At 66.3% G+C, this 25,580-nt stretch carries 20 protein-coding genes, 2 tRNA genes and 1 pseudogene; 4 read left to right on the top strand and 19 right to left on the bottom strand.

Annotated elements, in window-relative coordinates:
• The first annotated feature begins 617 nt into the window (after window positions 1-617).
• Window positions 618-2,933, top strand: a complete 2,316-nt coding sequence (locus G6O54_RS03575) for a glycosyltransferase (RefSeq protein ID WP_165220209.1) — start codon at window positions 618-620, stop codon at window positions 2,931-2,933.
• Window positions 2,934-3,029: 96 nt separating this feature from the next.
• Here G6O54_RS03575 and G6O54_RS03580 read toward each other — a convergent pair whose 3' ends face one another.
• The 3 genes from G6O54_RS03580 to G6O54_RS03590 all read right to left on the bottom strand — a co-directional run bounded on the left by G6O54_RS03580 (window position 3,030) and on the right by G6O54_RS03590 (window position 9,104).
• Window positions 3,030-5,354, bottom strand: a complete 2,325-nt coding sequence (locus G6O54_RS03580) for a glycosyltransferase family 4 protein (protein WP_165220211.1) — start codon at window positions 5,352-5,354, stop codon at window positions 3,030-3,032.
• A gap of 288 nt (window positions 5,355-5,642) precedes the next feature.
• Complete coding sequence (locus G6O54_RS03585) at window positions 5,643-8,009, bottom strand: serine hydrolase (protein ID WP_165220213.1); 2,367 nt, start codon at window positions 8,007-8,009, stop codon at window positions 5,643-5,645.
• A gap of 186 nt (window positions 8,010-8,195) precedes the next feature.
• Window positions 8,196-9,104 (bottom strand): B12-binding domain-containing protein, encoded by a 909-nt coding sequence (locus tag G6O54_RS03590; protein WP_165220215.1) that lies wholly within the window; start codon window positions 9,102-9,104, stop codon window positions 8,196-8,198.
• Between the two features lie 433 nt (window positions 9,105-9,537).
• On the opposite strand from G6O54_RS03590, the gene G6O54_RS03595 reads away from it, so the two are divergent.
• The 3 genes from G6O54_RS03595 (at window position 9,538) to G6O54_RS03605 (ending at window position 11,875) form a co-directional block, all read left to right on the top strand.
• Window positions 9,538-10,443, top strand: coding sequence for a sigma-70 family RNA polymerase sigma factor (locus G6O54_RS03595; RefSeq protein WP_165220217.1), 906 nt, complete (start codon window positions 9,538-9,540; stop codon window positions 10,441-10,443).
• A gap of 15 nt (window positions 10,444-10,458) precedes the next feature.
• A complete protein-coding gene (locus G6O54_RS03600; RefSeq protein ID WP_165220219.1) occupies window positions 10,459-10,944 on the top strand; it encodes a fasciclin domain-containing protein in 486 nt (161 codons plus the stop codon).
• Window positions 10,945-11,203: 259 nt separating this feature from the next.
• Entirely contained in the window at window positions 11,204-11,875 is a 672-nt protein-coding gene (locus tag G6O54_RS03605; RefSeq protein WP_165220221.1) for a heme-binding protein, read from the top strand.
• Between the two features lie 94 nt (window positions 11,876-11,969).
• On the opposite strand, the gene G6O54_RS03610 is transcribed toward G6O54_RS03605, so the two are convergent.
• The 16 genes and pseudogenes from G6O54_RS03610 to G6O54_RS03685 form a co-directional block, all read right to left on the bottom strand.
• Window positions 11,970-12,063, bottom strand: a tRNA-Leu gene (locus G6O54_RS03610).
• Window positions 12,064-12,292: 229 nt separating this feature from the next.
• Window positions 12,293-13,546 (bottom strand): annotated as a pseudogene (locus G6O54_RS38695) (tyrosine-type recombinase/integrase); the annotation flags it as partial.
• Window positions 13,547-13,738: 192 nt separating this feature from the next.
• A complete protein-coding gene (locus G6O54_RS03620) occupies window positions 13,739-13,987 on the bottom strand; it encodes a TubC N-terminal docking domain-related protein (RefSeq protein ID WP_165220223.1) in 249 nt (82 codons plus the stop codon).
• A complete protein-coding gene (locus tag G6O54_RS03625) occupies window positions 13,984-16,431 on the bottom strand; it encodes a DUF3987 domain-containing protein (RefSeq protein ID WP_165220225.1) in 2,448 nt (815 codons plus the stop codon). Before G6O54_RS03625 ends, G6O54_RS03620 begins: the two co-directional genes overlap by 4 nt.
• Window positions 16,428-16,658: a helix-turn-helix transcriptional regulator gene (locus G6O54_RS03630; protein WP_165220159.1), complete on the bottom strand. Its 231-nt coding sequence runs from the start codon at window positions 16,656-16,658 to the stop codon at window positions 16,428-16,430. The genes G6O54_RS03625 and G6O54_RS03630 overlap by 4 nt, the downstream gene beginning before the upstream one ends.
• Window positions 16,655-16,849 carry a hypothetical protein gene (locus G6O54_RS03635; protein WP_165220227.1) on the bottom strand — a complete coding sequence of 65 codons (195 nt, stop codon included), beginning with the start codon at window positions 16,847-16,849 and terminating at the stop codon, window positions 16,655-16,657. The genes G6O54_RS03630 and G6O54_RS03635 overlap by 4 nt, the downstream gene beginning before the upstream one ends.
• A 116-nt stretch (window positions 16,850-16,965) precedes the next feature.
• Window positions 16,966-17,700 (bottom strand): hypothetical protein, encoded by a 735-nt coding sequence (locus G6O54_RS03640; protein ID WP_165220229.1) that lies wholly within the window; start codon window positions 17,698-17,700, stop codon window positions 16,966-16,968.
• Window positions 17,701-17,934: 234 nt separating this feature from the next.
• Window positions 17,935-18,639, bottom strand: coding sequence for a hypothetical protein (locus G6O54_RS03645; RefSeq protein ID WP_165220231.1), 705 nt, complete (start codon window positions 18,637-18,639; stop codon window positions 17,935-17,937).
• The gene (locus G6O54_RS03650; protein ID WP_165220233.1) at window positions 18,636-18,983 is read right to left on the bottom strand and encodes a hypothetical protein; all 348 of its coding nucleotides are present in this window, start codon (window positions 18,981-18,983) and stop codon (window positions 18,636-18,638) included. Before G6O54_RS03650 ends, G6O54_RS03645 begins: the two co-directional genes overlap by 4 nt.
• 139 nt (window positions 18,984-19,122) lie before the next feature.
• On the bottom strand, window positions 19,123-19,551 hold the full coding sequence (locus G6O54_RS03655; RefSeq protein WP_165220237.1) for a hypothetical protein: 429 nt from the start codon (window positions 19,549-19,551) through the stop codon (window positions 19,123-19,125).
• A 770-nt stretch (window positions 19,552-20,321) separates the two neighbouring features.
• Window positions 20,322-20,404 (bottom strand) — tRNA-Leu (locus G6O54_RS03660).
• 113 nt (window positions 20,405-20,517) lie between these two features.
• Window positions 20,518-20,862, bottom strand: a complete 345-nt coding sequence (locus tag G6O54_RS03665) for a hypothetical protein (protein WP_165220239.1) — start codon at window positions 20,860-20,862, stop codon at window positions 20,518-20,520.
• A gap of 39 nt (window positions 20,863-20,901) precedes the next feature.
• Window positions 20,902-21,852, bottom strand: coding sequence for a type II secretion system F family protein (locus G6O54_RS03670; RefSeq protein WP_250846700.1), 951 nt, complete (start codon window positions 21,850-21,852; stop codon window positions 20,902-20,904).
• 13 nt (window positions 21,853-21,865) lie between these two features.
• Window positions 21,866-22,843 (bottom strand): type II secretion system F family protein, encoded by a 978-nt coding sequence (locus G6O54_RS03675; RefSeq protein WP_250846701.1) that lies wholly within the window; start codon window positions 22,841-22,843, stop codon window positions 21,866-21,868.
• 48 nt (window positions 22,844-22,891) lie between these two features.
• Entirely contained in the window at window positions 22,892-24,334 is a 1,443-nt protein-coding gene (locus G6O54_RS03680; RefSeq protein ID WP_165220241.1) for a TadA family conjugal transfer-associated ATPase, read from the bottom strand.
• 31 nt (window positions 24,335-24,365) lie between these two features.
• Complete coding sequence (locus tag G6O54_RS03685) at window positions 24,366-25,550, bottom strand: CpaE/TadZ family protein (protein ID WP_165220243.1); 1,185 nt, start codon at window positions 25,548-25,550, stop codon at window positions 24,366-24,368.
• Window positions 25,551-25,580 lie beyond the last annotated feature (30 nt).

The raw sequence follows: 25,580 nt of genomic DNA on the forward strand, positions 1-25,580 counted from the left end.
CCGGGCACGACATCCGCCGCCTCGTCCTGATCGGCCCGCCCCGAGACGTACCGCGTTGCCGGGTTCGACGTCGACGGGCGGCACGAGCACCGGGGGCGGAATCGCCGCGATCGCTCGCGACTCCCCTTCGTCGTCACGCCCGAAGGTTCGGCCAGGCAGGTGGTCGAAGGTAGGATGCGGATCGTGAGTCGCTGCAAGCGGTCAGGCAAAGATCGGCTGAAAAGGCCGTAACACCCGACCGTCGTCCCGTGCTAGCTGCCTCCGACCCTCACCTCGCCGGCCCGGACGAAGTTCCCTATTTTGCGACCAATCCAATTGATCTTGCACTGCTTTTTGGCGCCGAATATAACATCGCGTCGCCGGAGGTCGCGTCCGTCCGATCGCCCTCAAATCGCGACTCCATACGACCTCCTCGGCTCACGAGGCATCGATCAGGTCCGTTGTCGAGGACGGCAGGCCGTCCTCACCCGCATCGTCAGAACGGGGCTCCACTGACGAGGAAATATTCTGAAATGTCGATGCCATCAACGTTTCGTGATGATCCGGTTGCTCTCTCGTCGTCCGATCTCGTCGCCGGCGTGCTCCGGTCGGCACGCGGGGGCGAGTCCCGTACTCCGATGCGGGTATGCATCGCGTGCGACGACCTGCCGGGTCCGGTCCGGGATGGGTCGATCTCGAGCCGGTACATGGAGCTGGCCGAGATGTTGCGGGAGGCGGGCCACGAGGTGACCTATCTGGTCACCGGCGTCCCCCCGCGCGAGGCGACGCCGCTCGAGGATCGCGCGGCCCGGTGGGCCGAGACGGGGGTGAAGGTCGTCTCGCTGCCGAGGCCGGGACCAACGATCAAACATTACATTGATGAAACCTGCACGTCCTACTGGACGTACAAGTGGTTGCGCGAGCATGATGATTTCGACCTGGTTCATTTCCACGAATGGCGGGGCATCGGCTATTACAGCCTGCTGGCGAAACGGCAGGGCCTGGCCTTCGACCGCGCGACCCTGTGCGTCGGCACGCACGGGCCGTCGCTCTGGAACAAGGAGCGCAACCATCATTTGATCGACCACGTGGTCGACCTGGAGGTGGACTACCTCGAGCGGCAGAGCGTGGCTCTCGCGGACGTGCTGATCAGCTCGAGCCGCTACATGCTGGAGTGGCTCTCGGGTAGGGGCTGGAACTTGCCGTCGGACCGCAAGATCATGCCGATGCCGCTGCCCGCCTCGGCCTTGCCCGGACCGGCTCGCGAGCGGGGGACGCGGGCGGCCGCGGACATCGGGCGGCCGGTCGAGGAATTCGTCTTCTACGGTCGGCTCGAGGACGGCGCGGGGCTGGCCCTGTTCTGCGACGCGCTGGACCGGTTGGCGGCCGGCACCTCGCGGCCGTTCCGCGCGACGTTCCTGGGGGGGGACGGTCATATCGAGGGCCAGACCGGCCTCGACTATATCCGGAGACGGTCCCTCCTCTGGCCTTTCCCCTGGGGCGCGATCACGACCCTGGCCAATGACCAGGTCGCCAATTACCTGAGCCGACCGGGCCGGCTGGCCATCCTGCCCTTCTCGATGGGGAACACGCCGTTGGAGGTTCTCCACTGTCTGACGGCCGGAATCCCCTTCCTGGCCAGTGGAGTCGGCGGCATCCCGGATCTGGTGGACGTGGCCGATCATCCGGAGGTACTCTTCCTCCCCAGGCCACCCGCCCTCGCCCTGCGAATGCAGAAGGCGCTTGGCGTCCCGGCGCGTCCGGCGCGATCGGCCTGGGACGCGGAGGCCGACCGCCAGGCATGGCTGGACTGGCACGATGAGTTGGCCCGATCGAGGGGCCCGGCCCCGGTGATCGACGCCTCGCCCGCCGAGGCCGCCCGCCCTCGTGTCACCGTCTGCCTGACGCATTTCAACCGGCCGGAATACCTGCGGCGCGCACTCGAGTCCCTGGAGGCGCAGGACTATCCCAACTACGAGGTGATCCTCGTCGATGATGGCAGCACGCAGCCGGCCGCGACAGCCTACGTCGACGCGTTGGAGCCGCAATTCTCGGCCCGAGGTTGGAAGGTCCTGAGGCAGGACAACCTCTATCCGGGGGCGGCGAGGAACAACGCGGCGCGACATGCAACCGGGGAATACCTGCTATTCATGGACGACGACAACGTCGCCAAGCCGCACGAGATCTCGCGATTCATCCAGGTGGCCAATCGCACGGGGGCCGACATCCTCACGTGCTTCATGGAGATCATCGAGACGGACGAGCCGATTCGGGACGGCCAGGATCCCGATGGCTTGACCATCTTCCTGGGCCCCTCGCTGGCCGTCGCCGCCCTGTACAACTGCCTGGGGGACACGAATGCCCTGGTGCGCCGCGATTCCTTCCTCGCCTTGGGCGGGCTCACCGAGGACTGGGGGCACAATCACGAGGACAAGGAATTCTACGCCCGCGCGATCTTCCAGGGGCTTCGCATGCACGTCGTCCCCGAGGCGCTCTTCCTCTATCGTTCGAGCAAGGACAGCTTGATCAAAGTATCATCGGATTATCTGAATAGCATGCGAGGGCTACGCCCGTACTGCCAGAACCTCCCCGAATCGGTCCACCAGGTCGTGGTCTATGCGCTCGCACAGTTCAAGAGGGGGCTGACTCCGTTGGAGCCCCCGCCCAGCACCGACCGGGCCGAGTCGGCCGAGCTGCCGCTGCGATACCGGATCGCCGATCGCATCAACCTCCTCCTGAAGCGAATCGTCCCGGTCCACCGCGTCGCGAAGGCTTGCCTGAAGCTCGTCCTCCTCGTCGCTCGGTCGTTGAAGAGGATCGTCCGTCGGGCCCGTCCGGTCGTCTCGACTCAAACTGCCCCCAAGGACGGCCTGCCGCAACCGCTCAGCGATCTGAGAGGACCTCATGCTCGGCCCCACGACGCAGCGACCCCTCGGGCAAGCCGGCGCGCGTGAGCTTGCCCGGGGGCCTCGGGGATCACGTTCGAATCCCGGACGACGTCGGCGAAGTCGTCGCGAGTTCCAGGGACGCGGACCCTGCGAGTCCGCCCATCAGGCCGCGGTGATGTCCCTGCGGAGCGGAGCCGTCGGTCGATATCCGGGCGTCTCCGCGACCGCCCGCGCGAATCGTTCGGGCGAGTGCTGATCGAGCAACCGCTGGTAACCTCGACTCGCCATCCTCGCCGCACCGCTCCGGTCCCGATCGATCGAGCGGATTGCCTCGACGAACGCAGGGACATTGTCGAATGGCTCGATGAGATAGCCGGTTTCGCCCGTCCGGATCAGTTCCTTGGCCCCGCCCGCGCCGGACGCGACCACGACCAGGCCGCGAGACATCGCCTCCTGCAGGACGTTGGGCAGCCCATCCCATTGCGACGTGTACAGGAAGACGTCGAACTCGTGTGCCGGCAGGCTCTCGAAACCGTCGTAGGGCCCATGGAAGGTCAGGTGCGGGCCGTGCGGCAAGGGTGTGTCCCTGTCGAGCACATGACTCCCGTAGGCATGGATCTCGAAGTCGTCGTCCGCACAGGCGACGGCGATCGCATTCAGGATGTCGACTCGCTTCTGGTAGTCGAGCCGCCCGGCCCACAGGATCTTCAGCGGCCCGCGAGAGCCGGCAATTCGCGGCACGCGCCGTTCCTTCAGGAGGACGGGCTGGTAGTGGGCCACCAGGCGAGCCGGGTCGAGCCCGTACAGTTCCTGCATCTCCTCGAGGAGGGTGCGGTTGTCGCTGATCAATGCCGAGACGAAGTCGAAGTACCTTGGGGCGTGATCGACCGGATAGCCCACACGTTGCCCCTCGCGCGTCAAGTCGTAGCAGAAGAGGTGCCCCAGCAGGATGGATCCCGCTGCAAGGGCCTTGCCGTGGCTCACGAACGCCTCGCTTCCGACCAGCGAGTTCAGGTTGTGTATCATCCGAGGACGCATCTGGAGCAGGAGGCGGACAAGCAACGCCTTCCGCTCTTTGAACGTCAAATGTCGGTAGAGTTGCCCGAGCGGTAAGAAAGTCGTCCCGGGGGGCAAGCGGTGGGTCCAGGTTGAGTCGCGGTCTTCCGTCGCCAGCACGACGATCCGGTCCGCCTGCCCCTGTGCGTGAAGCGCGTGGACGTAATTCAGGGCCGTAAGGTCCGACCCGCCGGTCGTGAGCCATGGCACGAGAAAAACGTGACTTGGCCAGGGCTCTCCGATGCGGCAACAGGCATCAACATAGGCCGCCCCGACAGGCGACGGGTCGTCCTCGAGGGCCAGTCGGGCCCGCGAGAGCTGATCACTCGAGGGAAAGAGCTGCGGCTCGATCGTGTGAATGTCCCTCCAGTCCGCGAGCAACCATCCTGGCAGGATGTCGGCCGGATTCGGGGAATGCGGATTCGTCGGCTGTTGAGCCGCCGTCCCGTGGCGGAGGGCCCGAATTTCCGCCCGAATCGAAGCCGGGATCAGCGCCCTTGCGACCCTCTTCACACCGCGGACCGCACGGCGGCCGAGGGCTCGAGCAAGGGTCGATGCGGCCCCGCGAAGATTCCGGGTCCAGTGCCTGATACCCGACGGGAAAGTCGCGAAATAGAGGCGTTTCAAGGCGACGTCGAAGGCCGCCGGCAGGCAGGGCCTCACGATGGAGGCGTAGGCGACCTTGAGCGGGGAACGGTGGCCGGCGATCGGCGGCTCGATCGGGCCAGAGGCTTCGATCAGCCACGGATCCTTCACGACGTGATCTGCCCCGATCGCGGGAAAGCCGGGCCGGAGGCCGAATCGCCTCATCCCCGAGAAATCGAAGAGCCGCGAGGGGCGATGGATCGCATGCCGCTGGAGTTGAGTCGCAGCATGTGAGCCGGGTCGACGGCGATGGAAATAGGTCGTACCCTCGACCGCCCTGATCGAGATCCCGTCGGCGAGCAGCTCGCAATGCCAGTGCCAGTCCTCCAAACCAAAGCCGGAATCGGGGCCGCACTCGATGAAAGGGTATTCGAGCGCAATCCGGCGGGGAACCAGGAGGCTGGAGAACCAGCGACGCGAGGAGATCAGTGATTCGGGACGGAAGTCGGGATCGTCGGAGGACGGGTGCCGCCAGACGATGTTCTCATGGTCGAAGATCAGGCTGATCTGGGGTGTCCAGACGGTACGGTGGCTGGCCGACTCGGCGGCGACAAACGCCTCCCAGAGCCACGAGCGGCTCAACAGATCGCCGCCGTCGAGATAGTTGACGTATCGGCCGCGTGATTGCTGGACGCCGAAGTTGCGTGCCAATCCGCTGTCTCCGAAGTCGACCTCGTAGCAACCAAGGTCGGCCTGGGCGCGGAAGAGGGACCGCGTCGCGGCATCGGGGCGGTCCAGGACCGCGACGACCTCGGCCCTCATCCCGCGCTCCGCCGCGAATGCCATCGAACGGCGTACGCTCTGCAGGGTGCGGTGCGAAAGCCCTCCCTCTCGATGCGCCGTGATCACGATGGACATGTCAAGGTCGGATCGATTCCCCATCCTTGGGATTCCCTTCCCAGATCCAGCTCCGGGCTGCTGGAGTGATTGATGTCCGGAACCGTAAGTCTCCCCGTGTATCCCATCACCTGGCGAGTGTCAACTCGTAACATGGGCAGCCGGTGCCGTCCCGGCGTCGTCGATTCTCGTCAGGTAGGCATGTGGCGGCATGGCGACGGGCGGCCAAGCCACGCGCTACCGGGCCTCGGGGATCGCCTCGAAGGTGTGATTGGCGATCGGGAACTTCTCCCATCCCTGGTAGTCGAAATGCCACCATTCGAACTGGTAGACGCGGAAGCCCTGGTCTTCCATCGCCCGCCGCAGCACGTCACGATGCCGGCGACCGCGCGTGGTCCCGCCGGGATAGCCCGGGAAGGCCCTCGGGGAGAACTCGTCGTAGCCGCTGACCATCTCCACCGGCTCGCCGGTCGCCAGGTCATAGAGCGTCAGGTCGACCGCCGCGCCCCGGTTGTGGCGAGAGCCCTTCGACGGATCGGCCACGAAATCGTGCTGCTCGAGGGGAGTCGCGTCCCAGAAGATTCGCGTGACGTACCACGGCCGATAGGCGTCGTGGATGAGGAGGCCCAGACCCAGGGGCCGGAGCGCCCCTTGAACCCGCACGAGCGACTCGGCGGCAGGACGCCTCAGGAAGGCCCGCGGCGATCGATAGAGGGGCTCGCCGAGGAAGTTGTTCGCCGTCGCGTAGCGGATGTCGAGCTTGATCGTCGGATCCAACGACCGGAGGTCGACGAGCGGAGGAGGGTCGCCCGGGAGGTCCTCGTGGGGCGGCGAGGCTTTCAGCGCCTCCGCCTCGAGCTCGCGGACCGGGCGGACGGGACGGATCCTGAACGTCCCGGACGACGTCCCGACGGGTCGCCTCGCGAAGTCGAAGCCGCCGGCCCGGACCGAGGTGGCGCGTCCGTTCGGGCCCATCGTGAAGACCAGCTTCTCTCCGCCATAGGGCCCATCGGCCGGGAACGCGAAGATCGTCGGCTGGATCTCCGAGAGGGGGCAATCGTAGAACCACTCGATGAGCACGTGGAGCGACGCATCCTTCTCGAGTATGTAGAGCGTGAACTCGTCCGGGCCGTACTCGCCGATGAGTCCGTCCCACCTCGCCGGGGCGGCGGGGTGCTCGCGATCCGGAATCCGCGTCAGGATCCGGTCGTTCCATCTCAGCTTGCCACCTTCGAGCGGCTCGATCGTGTCGCCGTACCCGAGACGACCATCCAGTCGAAGGCGGTCCCCGTCGGCACGGACCTCGACGCGGAAGATGCCCCTGTCGGCGAAGAGTGCGCCGTCCAGGTCGTTGAGATCCAGCCGCGTACCGGCCTCCTCGTATCGTCCCGCGAGCTGGCGAGCGACGCCGGTTGGCAAGGGGGCGGTCGTCCTCACCTCCGGCATGGGCCCCCCTCCGCGGGCGGCGGCGAAGGCCGTCAGGGCGAAATCCGCGACGCGGCGGGATACCGAGCCGACCAGGTCCATGTTGGCGCTCACCGCCACCGCCAGGTCCAGGTCCGGGACCAGGGCAAGCTCGGTGGAGAAGCCATACAGGGCTCCGCCGTGACCGATCCGTCGCCGGCCGTCGAGCTGGCCGATCGCGAAGCCCAGCCCGTAGCCCTTCGCCTCTCCGGCCGGGACGAACTGCGGCGTCCACATCGCCTCGAGCGTCTCACGACGTAGGATCGATGCATCTCGCCCGGACCAGCACCGCAGCAATCCGGACGCGAACCGGGCCAGGTCTCCCGCGCTCGAATAGAGTCCGCCCGCCGGGGCGATGCCGAGCGGGAACGTCGGGGCATCGAACGACCGCCCGTCCAGGGTCCACATCGTCCCCGTCGCGAGCATCGCGCGATCGACGGCCATCGGGTCGAACGTCGAATGTCGGAGCTCGAGGGGATCGAGTACCCCGGCTTTCATGGCGTCCGCGAAGCCCCGTCCGGCCCTGCCGGCGAGGACCTGGCCCGCCACCGTGAATCCCGCGTTCGAATATCGGTAACGCGTGCCCGGCTCGCAGGTGGGCTCCGCGTCAGCCAGGCTGCGCACGATCTCGTCGAGGGGCGGTGGCGACGCGATGAAATAGCCGCCGCGCGGCGGTTCCCAGGGGAGCCCGGAACGATGCGAGAGGAGATGGCGGAGCGTGATCGGCTTCCCGGGCGGACCACCGACCCGGAAGCCGGGGAGATACATCGTGACCGGCTTGTCCAGGTCGAGCTCGCCCCGCTCGACCCGTCTCATCAGGGCCACGGCCGTGAACGGCTTGGAGACCGACGCGACGCGGTAGATCGTCTCCGCCGTCGCCGGGGCCTTGCGTGCGGGGACCGCGAGCCCGAGCCCCTCGGCCCAGAGGATGCCGCCACGATCCGCCACCGCGATCGAGAGGCCCGGCACCTGCTTCGCTTCCATCTCGGCGCGGATGAATTGTCGGACACGCTCCACGGCCCCGGCCACCGCCGCCTGGGGTTCTTCCTGAGCGCCGACCGGCGTGGAGAGCATCGGCACGAGGAGGGAAGGCAGAAGGACGGAGAACGCAGACAGCAAACACCTTTGCATCATATTCATGAACATTCACTTCCCTGTCTGGGAACGGTCGAGCGAGTGGGCTTCACTCTACACGAACCGGGAGAGGGCGTCTCCGCCCCGCCGGGGACGGGCGACCAATTCAGGGGAGGTCGGGGACGTGGTCGCGAAAGATCGTCGTGGCGACCAGATGCCCCCGGCGGGCGTCGGCGGAGTTCAGCCTCCAGGTCAGGGCGTTCGCGAGGGGCGGCCTCGCCGCGGCGGACGGGCGGGGCCGTGGTGCGAGCGGGCGAACGCCGCGAGATGTCTCAGCCCGTCGCCGTAGCACGTGTAGGGCATGGCGGAGCGGAGCGAGTCGCTCAGGGCCCGGCCACCGATCGCGACCGCCACGCCGGCCCGCTCGGCCTCCTGATAGAGTTCGAGATACTCAGCCAGGAAGCGTTCACGATCCGCCAGGTGGCTCACCGAGATCCACACGAGTCGCGGATGAAGCTCCGAGATTGCCTGGCGGAAGGATCGGATTGGGGTGTGCGGGCCGAGGTCGATCGCCCGCCAGCCAGCGTCGAGCAGGACCATCTCCGCCAGGAGGTTCGCCAGCATGTAATAATCCAGCTCCGGGCTCCCGCCAACCGCCAGGGGGCGATCTCGATCCGCTCGCGCCAACAGGACGGCCTTGAGCTCGTAGAGCACCGACATGCAGAGCTGAGTGCTCCGATGCTCGTGGAACACCTCGATCCGACCGGCCTCCCATTCCTGGCCCAACTGGTTCATGGCCGGCGCGATCACGAAGTCGGCCAGGGTCTCCATCGGGACGCCCGACTGATGAGCGCCGTGGATGAGCGAACGGACCGCATCTCCTTCCCCTCGCTTGAGCGCGGTCAATAGTTGTTGCGAGAGTACCTTCGGATCGAGGCTCCCCTGCGTCTCGGCGACCAGCCTAAGCGGGCTCAGATCAAGCTGAGGGAAGTCGCCCTCCCTGACCAGCCGCAGGACGTCCGCCAGCAGGAGCTTCCGGTGCCCCCCGGCCGTCTTGTGAGCGGGCAAGATCCCCTCGTCCACCCATCGCTTGACGGTCGAGACGCCGATGCCCAGCGCCCGGGCGACTTCTGCCGTGCTGACGTACTGCAGGTTCGGCATGCGAGCGACTCGACCTTGATTCGCGGACGATTCGGACGTTCCATGACGAGTGTACACATCCCCCGTGGTCAATTCAACCGCGTCTCCACGAAATCCCAAAGGCGCATAAAGTGCACCGTTCGCTCGGAACATTGGCCATGGACTCGAGCAACCTCGAGAAAAAGATCGATTCAACCTTGACATCCCCAGGACAACTGGCCTATTGATTAATCGGACGATTTGAACGATATACCGACAGATGGCCATCCGGTGTCGCCTCCGGATTTCTGCGCCGGGGTGTCGCGTTGACGTCGGTCGACGTGGGTTCCGCGGGGCTGGTCGGGGCGGTGCAACGGGGGCCGGTCGGTGCGGCCCAGGCGCCACGGAACGCCATGCTCGCCGAGGCCGTCCTGAGCGGTCGTGGTCTTTCTCCGGATAGCCGGAAGGTGCTTTCATGGACGCCGCGGTGAAGGTGGACGTATCCAATTCGACATTGGGCCCGACCCGCGAGCGTCGGTTGCTCGACGAGCTGGCCGACTGCAAGCGGAAGCTGGCCGAGGCGTTCGCTCGGGGTTCCGCGGAGGCTGACGCGGCGGAGTCCGATGACCCTCTGGCGGTCAGCCGATGGATCGTCGCGCACCACGCCAAACACGGCCCGGTTGAAGGCCCGCTCGAGGCCGTATTTCGACGCTATTTCGAGCTTCGCGCCGAATTGACCCTTGCCAACATGCGGTTGGTGGCCTCCATCGCCAAGCGGTACGTCAATCGAGGCGTGGCCTACACCGACCTCCTCCAGGAGGGGTCCTGCGGCCTGCTCGAGGCGATCGACCGATTCGACCCGTCACATCAGACGAAGCTGACCACGTACGCGACCTGGTGGATTCGCCAGGCGATCCAGTGCGCCGTAGCCGCGGGGGCGTATCCCGTCCGGCTGACGCCGCGCCATCTTCGTCAACTCGCCCGGAATCAGGAGGAACAGGATCGCGAAAACGCGCCGCACTCCGGCCGGCAACACGTCGCGCCCGAGTCCGTGCGACGGATCCGCTCGGCCACCCGGCCGGCCGTCTCGCTCGACGAGATCGGTCTCATCCCGTCCGACGCGAGGCGCGATCCCGAGGGGGATCTCGCCGACGGCGTCGATCTGGATGCTGCGGTCGGCGAGTGGATGGTCTCGCTGCGCCCGCGCGAACGGCAGGTCCTATCCTACCGCTTCGGGCTGGGAGGCAGCCCCCGTCTTTCCCTCAGCCAGGTCGGCAAGGTCCTGGACGTTTCCAAGGAACGCGTCCGACAGATCGAGAACGCCGCCCTGGAGATGCTCCGCAAGAGCGTGTCCCGTTACGACCTCATGAACTTCAACTGACAGGTGAGAACACCAATGCGTAAGCTGCTCGGAATGATCTTCGTGCTGTCCTCGGCCGCCCCCGTCTTCGCCGCCGAGAAGGACATCGTGGACACCGCGGTCGACGCCAGGTTCAAGACGCTGGTCGCCGCCGTGAAGGCCGCCGGCCTGGTGGATACTCTCAAGGGGAGCGGCCCCTTCACCGTGTTCGCCCCGACCGACGAGGCGTTCGCCAAGCTCCCCAGCGGGACCGTCGAGGAGTTGCTCAAGCCCGAGAACAAGGACAAGCTGAAGGCAATCCTGGCCTACCACGTCGTCGCGGGCAAGGTCCTGGCAGCGGACGTGGTGAAGCTCGACGGCAAGGACGTGAAGACCGTCCAGGGAAGCCCCGTCGCCATCAAGGTCGATGGCGGCCACGTCTCGGTCGGGTGTGCCAAGGTGACCAAGACCGACATCGAGACCAGCAACGGCGTCATCCATGTCATCGACACCGTCCTGCTTCCGCCCGCCCACAAGGAGTAGGCGAAAGCTGGTGCGACCGCTGAGCTTTCCTGATCGACTTCCCCTTGCCAGGGAGGTCGATCAGGGAACCCGGCGGGGAGTCGTCCGACCCTGGTCGAGTCGATCCCCGCCTACTCGGATGGAAATGAGCGTCGCCGAACTCGCAGCAAGGAGCCACGCCGGGGATTCACCACAATCCACCATGCAACGAGAGCCTTTAGACTTTTGGTCATGTATTACATTAGTATCTCCTCACCCATCAACTCGAGGACCGTCGAACATGAGCCATCTCGCCCTTCTCCTGCCTTTCGCCCTGCTCGCCGCCTCCGCTTCCGCCCAGACCGAAGGCCCGAAGCCCGCGGCGTCGAAGGTCAAGCCCAGGCCGGCCGATGGTGACGCCCCATTGGCCGAAGGGTTCCCCGGATCCACCGAGCCGGGCAAGATCGAGGTGAAGGAATATCCCGCGTATCGCAGCGCGGTCGCGAGGGCAGACGGGGCCACTGTCTCGTCGGGCGACCTGATGTTCTTCGCGCTCTTCAACCACATCCAGAGCAACAAGGTCGAGATGACTGCCCCGGTGATCAACACCTTCAGGACGCCTCGAATGATCGAGACGCCCGGGGCCCGCGGCGAGGTCGCCATGGAATTTGTCTACCGCTCGCCCAGGCAGGGCAAATCCGGCCCCGACGGCTCGAAGGTCGAGGTCGTGGACCATCCCGCCCAGAGTTTCGTCTGCCTTGGATTCCAGGGCGGCAACCTGAGCGCCGACCAGATGCGTGACGCCGTGGCCGCGCTCCGAAAGTGGCTCGATGCGCACAAGGGCGAATGGGTCGAGGACGGCCCGCCTCGCCGATTGGGCTACCACGGCCCGATGACGCCCGCGGCCCAGCGTCTCTGGGAGGTCCAGATCCCGGTCAAGAAGGCGAAGCAACCGGCCGGATCGTCCTCATGACCCGGCCCCTCGACTCCGCCTCGGTCGGCAATGCTCACGTGCCCTGGTCAGATTCGACTGCGTCGCCGTTGACGTAAGTCCTTATGAGCCTTAGTACCGAAGGTGGGACTTGAACCCACACGGGTGTTACCCCACCGGATTTTGAGTCCGTGCGCCTTCCATCGTAAGTCGCTTTCCGGCCACCCGGTTGCGATTCGAGGGCGGATCGTCGGTAGCGTTTTCGGTAGCAGGTAACAGGGAAGTCGGCGCCGAGAGCGGTCCCGGATCGGTCCCCGTCATGGCGGCGGCCTCGGGCTTCGGAGTTGTCGGTTTCAGGGACGGGAGCATCGATGCGGCGGCCTCGATATCCACGGCTCGGGGGCGGGTGTATCGGCCGGTCAACTCCAGCGTGGAATGCCTCATGAGTTTCTGGACGACCCGCGGACTGACTCCAGCCTGATCGGCGAGGGTCGCGGTTTCGCATCGCAAGGAGTGGAAGTCGAAGACCCGGCCGGAGCCATCGCGGTACGGGATGCCGGCGGCGGCCAGGTCGATTCGGAGCATCTCCGCCCCGCGACCACGGCGGGGCAAGGGGAAGACGGGCTCATCATCCGGCAGGGTCGCGACGAGGGCTTCCAGATCGTCCGCCAGGTCGCGGGGCAGGGGGAGCGTGGTCGGATCGCCGTTTTTCGTGTAGCCGGCCGCCACGGTCACGCTGGGAGCCTTCCAGTCGAACGACCCGGGGCCGATGCTGGCGATCTCCGAGAACCGGAGCCCGGTCGCCACGGCGAGGCGGTAGCAGGCGGCCCGCAGCGATCCCGTCATCCGGACGTGAGGCTTGCCCTGCTCGGCCACGGCGATGAGACGATGAAGCTCCTCCAGGCTGATCGTCCGGCGATCATGACGGCGGTCCTCCTCGACGTTGAACCGCTCGACGCCGCGGAGGGGATGCTCGCGGAGTCGATGGGTTGCATAGCACCACTTCGCGAACCCGCAGATTGCCGTTGCGTGGTGGTTACAGGTCGCCAGGGACCGGCCCGCATCGCGGAGGGTCGCGAGGGCGGATTGAACCCGCTCGGGGGTCAGGTCGGAAAGACGGGCAGGGGCCGTCCACTCGTCGAGCCGGGCGGCGGCGCGGGCCAACTCGGCGGCGGCGGAATTCGCGGGCTCGATCTCGGCCACGGGTGCGCCCCGGAAGATGGCAACGACGCGGCGGGCTCGACTCGTCGTCAGAACGATGTGTTCCTGAGTCCGCCCCTTGTCCCTGAGGTGCTTCGCGAAGGCGTCGAGGTGCGCGGAGAGCGGCCGGGCCTCGTGGTCGCGGTACGCTTCGGCCTTCGGGTCGATGATCCCCTCTCGCCTGAGTGCGATCCTGTTCTCCAGGTCCCGGGCGATCCTCTCGGTTACGGTCCTGTCGGTCGCCCCGCTCTTCTTGCGGCGGCGGCCGTTCTCATCCACGTACAGGATCGTGTACTTCTTCGATCCGCTCGACTTGAATACACTGGCCATCGGTTCGTCCTCTGGTAATGACAGGGGTCGAATCAGGGGGGCGGGACCGTTCGCAGCGGTCCCGTCCTCCGCTTCTCCCCGATCATGCCTCGCTCGTCTCAACACGTCAATGAGTGCGGGCCTTGCACTCGGCGTCCTTGCGGCCCGTGGTGGATTCTCCGGGGCCTCGGTCGTCCAACTCATCGTTCCGCTCGTGCGGCCCCTCCTGAAGCCTTCCAGGGCCTCGGAGCCAGGTCCGGAACCCGGCCACGCAGCCGGGGCAAAGGTCGATCCGTTCGGCCCCGTCCCGCCTGATGTCGCCGGCCACGAGTTCGAGGACAGACGCGCAGGCCTCGATGGACTCTCGGCACCGGTCGCACGTTACATGCACGTTTCTCATGGCAGGTCATCTCCCCTCGGGGTGTCGTCGTCCTCGGTCTCGTTCAGGGCCGGCCCCCAGCGTTGCAGCCGCAAGACCTCCCATTGGGCATCGCGTCCAAGCTGGGCCAGGAGGGTCGCCTTGTGCTCCACCAGGGCGGCCCGCAAGTCGGCGGTCAAGGCATTCCGCGGAGCATCGACGACCAGCCGCAGGGACAGCCGGACGCCGGCCAGGGAAAGGGCATCCTTCAAATCGGGGAGCGTCATAGCTCAAAGACCTCCCGGTCTCCGTCTGGACTCTCTTGGCGCCCGGAATTACCGCTATTCCCTCCATTCGGGGGGGCAGCGGAGCCAATTCCGGGATCTTCGGTAATTCCTGGCGCCTCCAAGAGAGCAGGGTGGACTTCATAGAGCGGGGTCGGCTTCGGCCCCGGGGTGGCCGGGTCGCGGTCCTCTGGCTTGGAGCGAATGACTCCGCGGTCGGTCAGGGCTTTGATCGCGCCAGCCAGGGCGGGGGGATCATCGCGATACCGCCGCAGGTCGGACCGGACGTCGGCTTCCCGGAACGTGGTTGCCCCCCTCCGCTTGATCCACGACAGGAGGGAGAGGGCGTCCGGATCGGCCGGCCCCCTCGAGATCGCGGCATGCACACGCCTGGCGTGGCTCTTGAAGTAGTCGGCCAACCGCCAGGCGTCATCGACGACGAGGGGGTCGACGTCGGGGACGGCGTCCGGGTTGGCGGTCGGATCGGCCGCATGCCTCATCAAGGCGAGGACCAGGGCCAGCCGGGCGGCGTGGTCGCGAAACTTCCCCCACGGGCCACGCAAGGCGTCCCCCTCGGGCGTCCTCATCTCGTCGGCGTGGAGGTCGTACAACTCGATCCACCGCCCCTTCCCCGAATCGGTGAACCGGACAACGTGCGGGACGGATCGGCCGTCTTTCACGTCCAGGGGTCGGAGCCAGAGTCGAGCAATCAGGGCGGACCAGTCGTCCAGGGCGTCCGTCGCAACACCCTCGTCGGACCAGTGCGGGACCGGCTCGGCCTCGGGGTAGGAGAGCAAGAAACGATCCAGGAATCCGTCGGCCCGCCCCCTCGGGTCGACCAACTCCCCGAGCATGTCAGGCTGGATTCCACCGATGATGGACAGGCAGGGGTGTGGCACGCGGACCGGAACATGATCGGCGTGGTTCACGCGGTCCTTCGTGATGGGCTGGCCGGCCCACAGCTTAAGGAGGGTCGGCCGGTCGCTCCCCTTGCCTCCGGCCTTGTACTGATTCAGACCCAAGATGAGCGCGGCCAGCTCGTCGCGAATCATCACCAAGCCGCGCGGGTTGTCGGCCAGGAGCAGCGGCAATACCTCCATCGTGGCGTCGTCCACATCGATTCGGCGGGGCCTCGGGCGAGGCGGCGTTTTCTGCTTCTTGCCGTCCCGCCCGGGGCGGTCGGCGTCCTTCTCCCATCGAGCGAAAGCATCCGCGTACTCTTCGGCGAGGGTGTCGGCGATCTTGTAGATTCCGCTTGCCACCATCTTGAGCGCGGGGCTCTTGCCGTCGGACGGCGGCCCAATGTTCGCCTGGAAGAGGATCGCCGGGGCGAAATATCCAGACTTGAGCATCAATGAAGCCGATCGGCCGATCGCCCCGGCGGCCACGCCAATCGCGGCGACGGCGAGGAAGTCCGGGGGGCAGCCGATCGCCTTGGCTCCCTCCTCCACCAACCGCCGGGCGGGCAGTGGGAGCACACGCAGCGGGAACGGAGCAGCCGGGGGCAACTCCGGAGAGCGGAGCGGCGGCCAGGGCCTCGGGGCCTGAACGCTCGAGATGCTCACCGCTGGACGAGGGCTTGCCAGGTGCGAGAGGTCGCGGGGCAGCTTCTCTCCGGCATCGAGGCCGGAACGAATTGTCTTCCGGGCGGCATGCTCCCCATCAGACCGGATGTAGTCGGAGGCGGCCTCCATCAAGCGTTGCTCGGCGGTCCCGCGGTCCAGGACGCGGGCGCCCACAAGCTGACCGAGACTGAATGCGGCGGTGTTGAGGCGGGCGTTCCTCTCGCCATTGGCGGCCGTCGCGACGGCGCTGCATTCCTCGTCCAGGGCGCGGGTCGCGTAGCCGTCATGGCCGGATGCAGTGCTCGTCATCCATGGCGGGGCGGCGGGAGCCGGTCGCGCTGGCGCCGGCGGCGGGGCGGTCTCCAGGAACGCGATTGCGGCTTCCGGCAAATCGGCGATGACCCAACATCCCCCCCACTGGCGGGGCTTGTCATCGTCGCCAGCCGTCGGCGGGCAGTTCGATTGAAACTGCTTCCCGTCGCCTCCGAGCCGGATTTCGAGGTCGGGCAGATCCGGGCGCTTGATGACGGTCTTCCCAAGCTTCGCCAGCCGGGGTGAGTGGCGGAAGATGTGGTGCGGCCCACGGTGAGAATTCCAACCGAGGGTTGCCGGCGGGTCGCCTCCGCAAAGCTTGCGGAGCGAGTCCGGACCTTGGGGTCCGTCGCATTCGACGTCGATGACTCCGGCATCGGGACCGAGCAGGATTCCGACACCGGCCCGGGGGTACTGATCGTAGATCCGCTCGATGTCCCGGGCTGTCGGTCGGGTCGCTCCCCACGATTCGCCGATCGGGGCCTTCTCGCCGGGGCGGATCGGGACCGGCCAGAGCTTGAGGCGGTCCAAGATCTCGAGGGCGGTCTGTCGGGCGTTCTTGCCGTTCAACTTCGACCTCCCTTCGCTATCCATCCGCGGACCGACTCGGGCAGCCAGCGGGGGCAGCGGCCGATGAGCAAGTCGGGCCGGGGCAACCGGCCGGCGGCGCGCTCGCGCTCGATCATGCGACGGGAAACGGACAGGACGCTGGCTAGGTCGTCGATGGAGAGCATCGGCTCGATGACGTGGCCGACGTGCTCGGCCACAGCGGGCCGGCGGGGGCGGGCGGGTGTCATCGGCCCTCCTCCCGGCCGGGGGCCTTGTGCACGGTCTCGGGAGTGTCAGAGGATGCCTGCTTGTGCCGCTCGATCGCGGCGTCCTCGGAGAGCCGCAGGAGCTTCCGGAGGCGGGCGGCCTCCCGGCGAGTCTGCGCCAGCCGCTCCCGGATGACGGGCGGACGTGGTATCAGGTCGTCATTCGCTGTCATGCTTGCCTCTCAGATGTCGAGATTGGTTTCGACTCCGAGGGGCAGTATGGAGGGGGACGGGTTACACCGGGGACACGCCACGGACACATCCGGCACATATCTCGGACACGCGACGGCTACTCGGGCAGGATCTCTCGGAAGACGTAGCCGGATGTGACGCGGAACCGTAGGGGAATGCCCATTTCTTGCAGAGCTGCATTCGTCCGCTCGGCGTTATTGCGGACCGTATTCTTGCTGGGTGCGTCTGTATCGTGGACAGCCTCGGCCACATCGAGTTCCGCAGCTTGCTCCTTGTCAGCCATGAACTCGACGAGCAAGGCCGGTTTGGCCTTGCCGCGCCCGTCCTGGCGGAGGCGAGCGGCAATCGCTGTGAAATCCAGTATGGGGACGGACACGCGCGGCTTCGTGGCCGACGGCGGGTCGATCGTCAGCGCTGGCTCCGCCCCCTGAGTCGGCGTTTGTGCGTCAAGCATGGCCAGGGCCTCGCGGACTTCCATCTGCTCCACATCCGACGCCGTTCGCCTGAGTGCCTGTGCCAGATCGAGGACCACGGCGTCGATGCTCTTCCGCGTGAGATATCGCTCTCGGTGCCTGGCGGTCAGGTACTCCAGGAGTGCGTCTCGTCCGGGGAACTGCATCAGGACCCGTTGATACCTTGTGTACAGCCGACGTAAGGAGACGTTTCCCGCGTCCACGGCCGCGCCGAGGCGCTCCGCGTCATGCACGGTTCGCTCCAACTCAGCCAGCGTCATCGGCTCGCCCGGCTCGCTCAGCGGGGCATCGTCGTCAGTCACAGCGTCTTCGTCGGGATCGTACCCGGCGAAGTCGTTCAGCCACGAGGGGGCGGGCATGTGAAGGGCTCCGATTGACGGGCCGAACCCCGCGGCGGGCTCGGAGCAACCGCGCCGCAGGGGTTCGCATCGTGCCGGTCGGTTTCGAACCCGACAGGCAACCCGTCCCATCAAAGTTACGAGCGTCGTGGAGGCGGGGCAAGCTGAGGTGTCATCCCCGCGTGCGCGGAGTGCACGAGTCATCCAGGATTTGGAACCGATCGGCTCCAGTATTCACATCAAGAAACCGCAATATTATTCATCCGATCGGATCGCTCCGTTGAAATTGATCTGGACGGCGGTCAGGTCCAGTTTGCGCACGGCGGCCAGGGCCTTCAGGCTCCGCAGGAACCGCTTCTGAGCGCGGTCCACCCGTTGATCGTGGTATGTCAACGCTTTCAAGTCTTCGCGGCCCGAGAGTCGTTCCCTCTCGATCACGCACCGATGGTAATCGGCCCACGAGAGCGCGGCGGCGTCGGCGAGGTTCCATTCCACCCCAGAGGGCTTGGGACCGGCCAGCTCGGAACGGACCTGATGCATCTTGCAGAGCAACCCCTCCCGGGCGGTCTCGGATTGAGGCTCGAGCGATTCGGCGAGTAGCTCCCAGGTCTTGTGGGCCAGGTCTCCGCCGGTCTCCTCGATGAACTCCTGGGGATGTCGACGGGCCGTGTCCCTGAGTTCTGACCGTAACCCCATCGCCTCTCCGCCCGAGGTTGAGCCGGCCAGGTCCACCAGGCCGACGAGGTTCTTGATGTCTTCTCTCGGGCTCTTGGGCTGGGCTACGAGGCGATCGAAAATCGACTCTGCCTTCTGCTTCTCCCAGGTGGAGAATGGGACGAAACGATCGTATGGCCCCCCCCTTGGCGGGACGACCAGGTCACGTGCCAGCTGCCGGGCCTCCTCCATTCGTTGATCGGCAAGAGGGGCGCGATCGACGATCACACTGTCTGCCCGGCTCATGCGTCCCCCCTCTCGGTTCGCGGGGAGCGGGGTTTCACCCACCCCGCGCACCGGTTCTTACGCCGTTGGAATCCGGCCTCTTCTAGGGATGCGGCAACGGCCTGTTCCATGGCCACGACATGGGCATCAATCCGTGAGTCAAGAGCGTTGATCCGCTCCCTCTGATCGTCCCACCGGGCTTGCTCGCTCGCCTTGCGTTGCTCCTTCTCGTCGCGGTCCTCTTGATCCAGCCGGCCGGCCAGGAGGGCCAGAAAGCCGCCCCCGACATACTCGCTCCTCACCCGTCCCCGATCCCAAACCTTGCGGTAGAAGTAAAACTTGCTCCCCCTCAATTCGAGCCCCATGGACACGCTCCGTTGTGCTAGGCATGGAACCTTTGCTCTCAGGAATTGTACTGAGGGTTTTCGACAGGTCAGGTCGAACGGAAGGTTACTGGCTGGAAACCAACTCGATTTGTAGGGATTGACGGGGCACCAGTCTCGGTCATTGAACTTGAATCCACCCCTTGCGAAGGTAATTGGTTCGCATGATCGACCCGGCGAAGAATGGATAGATCAGCCATGAGATGCCAAATGTCAGGAACGCAAGGACGAGTCCAGCTATCGCATGTGTCCAGACGCCTTTGACGGCGAAGTAGACAAATCCGAAGAGGAGCACCCAGAGCCAGGCCATGCCGGAAACCTCTTCGGTGTAGCCATTCGAAGGGTGTCTGAATCTCATAACGTTTCCGCTGCCATTGCCAGAGGCCAGCCAACCGGAACTTCCGCCAGCCGAATTGCCCGCAGTGACTTTGATGTTGAGCAGTTCGAGAGGGTCGTCTGGGATCTCCATCAGGTCATCAATCGAACCGCCGCCTACAATGGGATGGGCGGCCCTCTGGGTTTTCACGGCAGGAGCGGCCGTCGTCCTCATCGCCGAATCGGCACTTTGAGCGGGTTTGAAGTCAAACGAAAGTTGGCACTTCGGACAGCGAAGTCGCGTGCCATCGGGGACCTTCTGACGTGTTTGAGAGATCATGCCACAAGTGGGACACTTAATGCGGGTCCAATCCTCAGCCATGACATTTCCCTAACCCAATAGGCTCCGCCAGAAGTGGCACGGAGAAACAGGATTCATCGCATCCATCCGATCGGCCGATCGCCGGTTCGACGGCCTCGAGCTCGTCCCAGAGTGTAAGGCATCCAACCATCACAGTGAACACGAGAGCGGACCTGGTGGTTCATCAATCTTGGTTTGACGGGCGGGTTTCGCGGCTCATGCTGAGGTCTCCATCCTGGTGTCGCGGGACATCCGGCGGGCTCGGCTCCGGGCTCGGGGCGGTCTGGCCTCACCCTCATCTTACCGACCGACAGGAGGGCCAGGCATGCGTCCAGGGGCGTCATGGATGCACTTTGCCACCAGGGCCGAATGCATGCACAAGGGCCAGTACGGCGGCCTTGATGGGTTCCGGGAGGTCCGGCCATGCTGAGATCAGGTCCGCCAGGTCCGGGTCATTCATGACAACGGGCTGACACGAACCGGTAGCATTTTCGGTAGCACTTGGGGGACGGATCGGGGCGGATTCTGTCGGATTGGGTCGGTTGGAAGTGCTCGGGCCGTGCGGCGTCGCGGAAGGGGGCTCGGAGCGGGAAACCCCGAGAATTACGGGGCCGGACGTGTTCTGTCGGTCGCTGACGGGTAAATACCGAAGGTGGGACTCGAACCCACACGGGTGTAACCCCACCGGATTTTGAGTCCGGCGCGTCTGCCATTCCGCCACTTCGGCCAGTGGGAACGTCTTCAGGATGTCGCACGACGAGGGGGCTGTCAACCCTGGGGAGGTCGCAGGATTCGGACCCGGTGGCCTGGGAGGATGGACGCGCCCCGGGGCCGGGAGGTTCACCGGCGGAGCATGAACATCGACACGGCCATGATCAGGGCCCCGACCGGGAGCACCATCTTGGGGTCCCACGGGATCCGGCTGAACCACGGAGCGACTTCCGTCCGGAGCTGGACGCGCAGGTCATTCACGGTCTCCTGGAGCGAGTCGAACACGGGTGTGCGAACCGTGGACGAGACGCCGAAGACCTCTTTCCAGCCCCCAAGGCAGACCGAGGCCCCCTCGAGAAGCAGCGGCCCAAGTCCGAGCAGGAGGATCATCGCCGCGACGACGAGCGGCCAGCGACGACGCGGCCGGACATCGGCGATCGGATCGTCGAAAACCTCGATACCGAGCTTACGCATGACTCCCTCCTCCGCGACCGACCGACATCCCGCCCCCCCTCACTTCGCCATGAGCGTATTGGCGATCTGGATCCCGGCCGGGCCCACGAGGACCACGAAGACGCCCGGGAAGATGAAGAGGATCAGCGGGATCATGATCTTCACCGCGGTCTTCGCCGCCCGCTCCTCCGCGAACTGGCGACGCCGCAGCCGCAGGGCATCCGATTGCACCCGGAGCGCCGCGCCGATGCTCGAGCCGAACTTCTCGGCCTGGATGATCACGGCGGCCAGCGACCGCATGTCGTCCACGCCGGTCCGGACGCCCAGATCCCGCAGGACGTCCTTCCGGGGCCTGCCCATCTGGAGCTGGAAATTCGAGATGGCGAACTCCTCGCAGAGCGTCTTGCAGGAGCTCGACAGCTCGCTCGTCACCCGACGCATGGCCGCGTCCAGGCCCAGGCCCGCCTCGACGCAGACGACCATCAAGTCCAGCGCGTCCGGGAGTCCCAGGAAGATGTCCTCGGATCGCCTCTTCTTGCGGCCGTCGACGACGAACCCGGGGAGGTAGAAGCCGAGTCCACCGGCCATCGCCGAGTAGGTGAACGCGTTGGTGGTCATCCCTTCTCGGATCGCGACGATCGGGAAGACGATCGCCACGAACAGGGACATCAGGATCAGCTTGACGCCGAAGAAGACCGCCACGGCGTTCTCGTTCCGGAACCCCGCGTTGAGGAGCTGGATCCGGACCTTGCCGAGCTGCTGCTCGTCGGTGGGCCGGAGCGTCTGGCCGAGCTTGTTGGCCGCCCTGGTCACCTGCTCCTGGAACTTCTCCTGCTTCTGCGACCGAGCATGCTCGGCCTCCTTCCGACTCGTCCCCGGCGCCATGATCCGCCGGAGCCGATCCTCCGCGCCTCGCTTCCGGTCGCCCAGGACGATCGTCAGGACCGCCCATACGGCCAGGCTGATCGAGCAGAAGACCAGTATCGGCAGCAGCGTATTGAGGGAGATCATCACGGTCCTTCAGTCATACCTTGATGGCCACGATCTTGTTGATCATCCACGCGCCGAGGACCTGGAAGGCGGCCGTGATCGCGAGCATCTTGGTGCCGACCGAGGTCGTGAACAGGGGGCTGATGTAGGCGAAGTTGGAGAAGGAGAGGAAGGCGAGCAGGCCCGGGGGCAACGCCAGCAGGACGATGCCGGAGAGCCTCCCCTCGGCGGTGAGCGCCTTCACGTGGCCGAGCAGCTCGAATCTCTGCCGGATCAGCTTGCCGATCTTGTCGAGCACCTCCGCAAGGTCGCCGCCGGTGACCCGCTGGATGATGATCGCGATGACGAAGAAGCGCACGTCCATGACCGGGATCCGGTCGGCCATGTTGCGCAGCGAGATCTCGATGGGGATGCCGAAATTCTGCTCCTCGAAGACGCGGTTGAACTCGTCCGCGAGCGGCCCGCGCATCTCCTCCGCGACGAGGTGCAGGCCCGATGCCAGGCCGTGGCCGGCGCGGAGGGCGCGACTGATCAGCTCCACGGCCTCCGGCATGGCCTCCACGAACTTCCGGATCCGGCGCTGCTTCCGCTTGAGGAGCCAGAGGAACGGCAGCGAGGCCAGGAACAGGGAGCCGATCGGGAGCGTCAGCCAGGGGAGGTGGAAGAAGAGGCCGACCAGGATCCCGACCAGCCCCAACCCGAGCACCATGGCCATGAATGAGTTGAACGTCAGGTTGACGTCGGCCTGCTCGTAGAGCAGGTTGAGGTTGGCGGGATTGGGGATCAACTTCGCCCAGAGCGAGCCGCCGCCGAGGTTGATGGCCGAGGGGCGGAGGAGGATCCCCGAGGAGAGCGCCTCCCGGCTCTTCTTCGCCCCCCCCCCGGTGAGGTCCTCGAGTCGCTGCTCGGCGATCTTGCCGAACGACCCGGTCATGACGAGGCCGAGGCCGCCGACGAGGACAATCACGCCGACGCCGATCAGCATGGACCAGAGCATCGGATCCTGGAGCATGGTCGTCGTCCCGATCGCTTTCGCCCCGGAGGGGCGGGGGTGTTCCGGTCAGTCCTTCAGGAGCACGCGCTGGCGGAAGATGTCTGGGCTCAGGTGGAAGCCGGCGTATTCGAGGCGTTCCATGAACGTGGGGCGGATGCCGCTGGAGGAGAACTCTCCGTAGGCCCGGCCGTTCTGGTCGACGCCGGTCTGCCGGAACCCGAAGATCTCCTGCATGATGATCGTGTCCCCTTCCATGCCGACGACCTCCGAGATGCTGGTCACCTTGCGGGGGCCCCCCTGGAGGCGGCTCGCCTGGATGATCAGGTCGATGGCCGAGGCGAACTGGGCGCGGAGGGCGCGGATGGGGAGTTCCAGCCCGGCCATGCTGATCATCGTCTCGAGCCGGCTCATGGCGTCGCGCGGGGTGTTCGCGTGGACGGTCGTCATGGAGCCCTCGTGGCCGGTGTTCATGGCCTGGATCATGTCCAGGGTCTCCGCGCCGCGGCACTCGCCGATGATGATCCGGTCGGGCCGCATCCGGAGGGCATTCTTGACGAGGTCCGTCGGCGTGATGGCGCCGCGGCCCTCGATGTTCGCCGGCCGGGTCTCGAGCCGGACGACGTGGTCCTGCTGGAGCTGGAGCTCGGCGGCGTCCTCGATCGTGATGACGCGATGGTCGGGCTGGATGAAGCTCGAGAGCGTGTTCAGGAGCGTGGTCTTGCCGGAGCCGGTGCCGCCGGAGATCACGATGTTGAGCCGGGCCTTCATGGCCCCTTCCATCAGGGCGAGCATCTCCGGGGTGAACGCCTTGAAGCGGAGCAGGTCGTCCTTGGAGAGGGGGCGGGAGCCGAACATTCGGATGGTGACCACCGGGCCGTCGAGGGCCAGCGGCGGGATGATGGCGTTGAACCGGGAGCCGTTGGGGAGCCGGGCGTCGACCATGGGCGAGGTCTCGTCCACGCGGCGGCCCACGCGGGAGACGATCCGGTCGATGATCTGGAGGAGATGCTCGCTGTCCCGGAAGACGACCTCCGACTTCTGGATCTTCCCCTCCTTCTCGATGAAGATCTTGCGGGGGCCGTTGATCATGATGTCGCCGATCTTCTCGTCCTTGAGCAGCAGCTCGAGCGGGCCGAAGCCGAAGGTCTCGTCGAGGATCTCGTTGACCAGCCGCTGGCGTTCGTTCCGATTGAGGAGCGGGTTCTCGGTGTCGCAGAGATGCTCGACGATCTGGCGGATCTCGTCGCGGAGCGTCTTGGGATCCATCTCGCCGACGCGGTTCATGTCGAGCCGGTCGACGAGCTGCATGTGGATGTGTTGCTTCAGCGTCTCGTACTGGATGACGGCCGGGTCGGTCTCGCGGGCGGGGTCCGGCTTCCGCGGGGGCGGTGGCGCCGAGGCGGAGGCCGGGGCGGCCTCGGCGGCGGTCGGCGCGTCGGCGGGCGGCGGCGTGGCCCCGCCGTGGGGCGACCGCGGTCCGAACGGGCTACGGGAAAGTCCTCGCAACATCTCGGCTGGCTCCCTGGGGATCATCCCCTTCTCAGAAGAACGCCGCGAAGAGGCCCTTGCGCGGCTTGTCGGCCTCCGCGGACTGGTCGCTCCGGAGCGAGCGGGCGATCTCGAGGATCGACTGGTGGGCCCTCGAGCCGGCGGCCACGTCGGCGAGTGGGACCCCGCGCACCCGCGCGGCCTGGAACGCCTTGGACGCGACGGGGATCTGGTAAGAGAGGGGCATCTTCAGGGTCTCTTCCGCCTTCTTCAGCCCGATCTCGGATTCCGCCGACCCGGCCCGATTGACGACCAGCTTCACCCGCTCGGCCATCCCCTCGAACTGGTGGAAGAGGTTGAGCAGCCGCGCCGTGTTCCGCAGGCAGGTCAGGTCCAGGGAGATGACGATGAGGATCACGTCCGCCATCTCGAAGGCGACGAAGTCCGAGGATTGGAGTCCCTTGCTGGTGTCGATCACGATCGTCGGGAAGGCGGCCTTGAGGAGCCCGAGGAGCCGCTTCAGCGTCTCCGGGTCGATCTTCGCGGCGTCCTCCAGGGCGACCGGATGGGGGAGGACATAGAGGCCCGACGCGTGACGGGTCATCGACCTCTTGAGCAGCGTCAGGTCGAGCCGGTCGAGGTTCTGGACGACGTTGGAGAGCGTATTGTCCGGGATGATGTCCAGGCAGGCGTCCACCGAGCCGAACATGAGGTCGAAGTCCAGGAGGATCGCCTCGGCCCGCCCCGAAGAGGCGATGGTGGTTGCGAGGTTGACGGCCGTCGACGTGCAGCCGACGCCGCCGGAAGCCCCGGTGACGGTGATGATCTGCGGCCCCTTCGTCCCGCCGGAGCCGACATCCTCTCGCCCCCGGAAGAGGCGGCCGACGATGTCGCTGAGCTCGCCGGCCTCGGTCGGGAGGGTCAGGAACTCCCTGGCCCCGGCGCGGATGGCCTTGAGGATCAGGGTGCTGTCGCAGGTGGTGCTGGCGGGAAGCAGGATGGTATCGGGCGCGGAGTGGGCCAGGCTGGCGATCAGCTCGATGGCCTGGGCGGGATCGGCGTCCAGGGCGACCAGGCAGAGGTCCGGCCCGATCTCGCCGATGCGAGCGGCCGCGGCCCGGTAGCTGTCGAAGGCTTCCGCCAGCCAGAGCGTCCCGAGCGAGCCGAGCAGGCGCTGGAGCGTCCGCCGCGACTCCTCGTTCGGATCGATCAGGGCGACTCGAATCACATCCCTCATGGGTCGGCTACTCGTGCGCTAGGGGCCTCG

The organism is Aquisphaera insulae, from assembly GCF_011064615.1.
GTDB lineage: Bacteria > Planctomycetota > Planctomycetia > Isosphaerales > Isosphaeraceae > Aquisphaera > Aquisphaera insulae.

Excerpts from the sequence above, each read along its gene's own strand:
- G6O54_RS03630 (WP_165220159.1), bottom strand. The coding sequence starts at position 16,658 with ATGACACCCGCCCGCCCCCGCCGGCCCGCTGTGGCCGAGCACGTCGGC.
- G6O54_RS03635 (WP_165220227.1), bottom strand. The coding sequence starts at position 16,849 with ATGACAGCGAATGACGACCTGATACCACGTCCGCCCGTCATCCGGGAG.
- G6O54_RS03595 (WP_165220217.1), top strand. The coding sequence starts at position 9,538 with ATGGACGCCGCGGTGAAGGTGGACGTATCCAATTCGACATTGGGCCCG.
- G6O54_RS03670 (WP_250846700.1), bottom strand. The coding sequence starts at position 21,852 with ATGATCTCCCTCAATACGCTGCTGCCGATACTGGTCTTCTGCTCGATC.
- G6O54_RS03620 (WP_165220223.1), bottom strand. The coding sequence starts at position 13,987 with ATGACGCTCCCCGATTTGAAGGATGCCCTTTCCCTGGCCGGCGTCCGG.
- G6O54_RS03580 (WP_165220211.1), bottom strand. The coding sequence starts at position 5,354 with ATGGCATTCGCGGCGGAGCGCGGGATGAGGGCCGAGGTCGTCGCGGTC.
- G6O54_RS03605 (WP_165220221.1), top strand. The coding sequence starts at position 11,204 with ATGAGCCATCTCGCCCTTCTCCTGCCTTTCGCCCTGCTCGCCGCCTCC.
- G6O54_RS03590 (WP_165220215.1), bottom strand. The coding sequence starts at position 9,104 with ATGCCGAACCTGCAGTACGTCAGCACGGCAGAAGTCGCCCGGGCGCTG.
- G6O54_RS03600 (WP_165220219.1), top strand. The coding sequence starts at position 10,459 with ATGCGTAAGCTGCTCGGAATGATCTTCGTGCTGTCCTCGGCCGCCCCC.
- G6O54_RS03645 (WP_165220231.1), bottom strand. The coding sequence starts at position 18,639 with ATGAGCCGGGCAGACAGTGTGATCGTCGATCGCGCCCCTCTTGCCGAT.
- G6O54_RS03640 (WP_165220229.1), bottom strand. The coding sequence starts at position 17,700 with ATGCCCGCCCCCTCGTGGCTGAACGACTTCGCCGGGTACGATCCCGAC.
- G6O54_RS03650 (WP_165220233.1), bottom strand. The coding sequence starts at position 18,983 with ATGGGGCTCGAATTGAGGGGGAGCAAGTTTTACTTCTACCGCAAGGTT.
- G6O54_RS03575 (WP_165220209.1), top strand. The coding sequence starts at position 618 with ATGCGGGTATGCATCGCGTGCGACGACCTGCCGGGTCCGGTCCGGGAT.
- G6O54_RS03585 (WP_165220213.1), bottom strand. The coding sequence starts at position 8,009 with ATGAATATGATGCAAAGGTGTTTGCTGTCTGCGTTCTCCGTCCTTCTG.
- G6O54_RS03665 (WP_165220239.1), bottom strand. The coding sequence starts at position 20,862 with ATGCGTAAGCTCGGTATCGAGGTTTTCGACGATCCGATCGCCGATGTC.
- G6O54_RS03675 (WP_250846701.1), bottom strand. The coding sequence starts at position 22,843 with ATGCTCCAGGATCCGATGCTCTGGTCCATGCTGATCGGCGTCGGCGTG.
- G6O54_RS03685 (WP_165220243.1), bottom strand. The coding sequence starts at position 25,550 with ATGAGGGATGTGATTCGAGTCGCCCTGATCGATCCGAACGAGGAGTCG.
- G6O54_RS03680 (WP_165220241.1), bottom strand. The coding sequence starts at position 24,334 with ATGTTGCGAGGACTTTCCCGTAGCCCGTTCGGACCGCGGTCGCCCCAC.
- G6O54_RS03655 (WP_165220237.1), bottom strand. The coding sequence starts at position 19,551 with ATGAGGACGACGGCCGCTCCTGCCGTGAAAACCCAGAGGGCCGCCCAT.